Raw genomic sequence first — 695 nt, 5'->3', positions numbered from 1 at the left:
AAACGGATATGCCCCCCAACCCCAAAGACGCATACGTCATCCAACGTATTCCCCGCCCAACCCCATCCCCGTGAGACTGCTCCCGACAGCCAACCCACCCTCCGGGAGCACCTCGATGACCGACACCCTGATCAAAGTCGACCTCAACCAACCCGTCACCGAAAACGAACAGATCCACAACCGTTGGCACCCGGACATCCCGATGGCTTGCTGGGTCAAACCCGGCGATGACTTCATCCTCGAAACCTACGACTGGACCGCCGGCGCCATCAAGAACAACGACGACGCCAGCGACGTGCGCGACGTCGACCTCTCCACCGTGCATTACCTCTCCGGTCCGGTGGGCGTACACGGCGCCGAACCCGGCGACTTGCTGGTGGTCGACCTGCTCGACATCGGCGCCAAGGCCGACTCCCAGTGGGGCTTCAACGGGTTCTTCTCGCGCCAGAACGGCGGCGGCTTTCTCACCGATCACTTCCCCAGCGCGCAAAAAGCCATCTGGGATTTCAAGGGCATGTTCACCAGCTCCCGGCACATCCCGGGCGTCAATTTTGCGGGCCTGATCCACCCCGGCCTGATCGGCTGCCTGCCCGACCCGGTGATGCTCGCCGACTGGAATCGTCGCGAGCAGGAACTGATCGACACCAACCCGACCCGCGTCCCACCCCTGGCCAACGCCCCGCTGGCCGCCACCG

At 64.0% G+C, this 695-nt stretch carries 1 protein-coding gene; it reads left to right on the top strand.

What is annotated here, in order from left to right; genetic code table 11:
* Positions 1-115 precede the first annotated feature (115 nt).
* A partial coding sequence (locus tag HX846_RS36030) for an acetamidase/formamidase family protein (RefSeq protein WP_178967325.1) occupies positions 116-695 on the top strand: 580 nt, incomplete at its 3' end.

The organism is Pseudomonas sp. K5002 (genome assembly GCF_013386655.1).
GTDB lineage: Bacteria > Pseudomonadota > Gammaproteobacteria > Pseudomonadales > Pseudomonadaceae > Aquipseudomonas.
The sequence above is the reverse complement of the archived record's forward strand: the minus strand, read 5'-3'. Positions and strand labels throughout refer to the sequence as shown.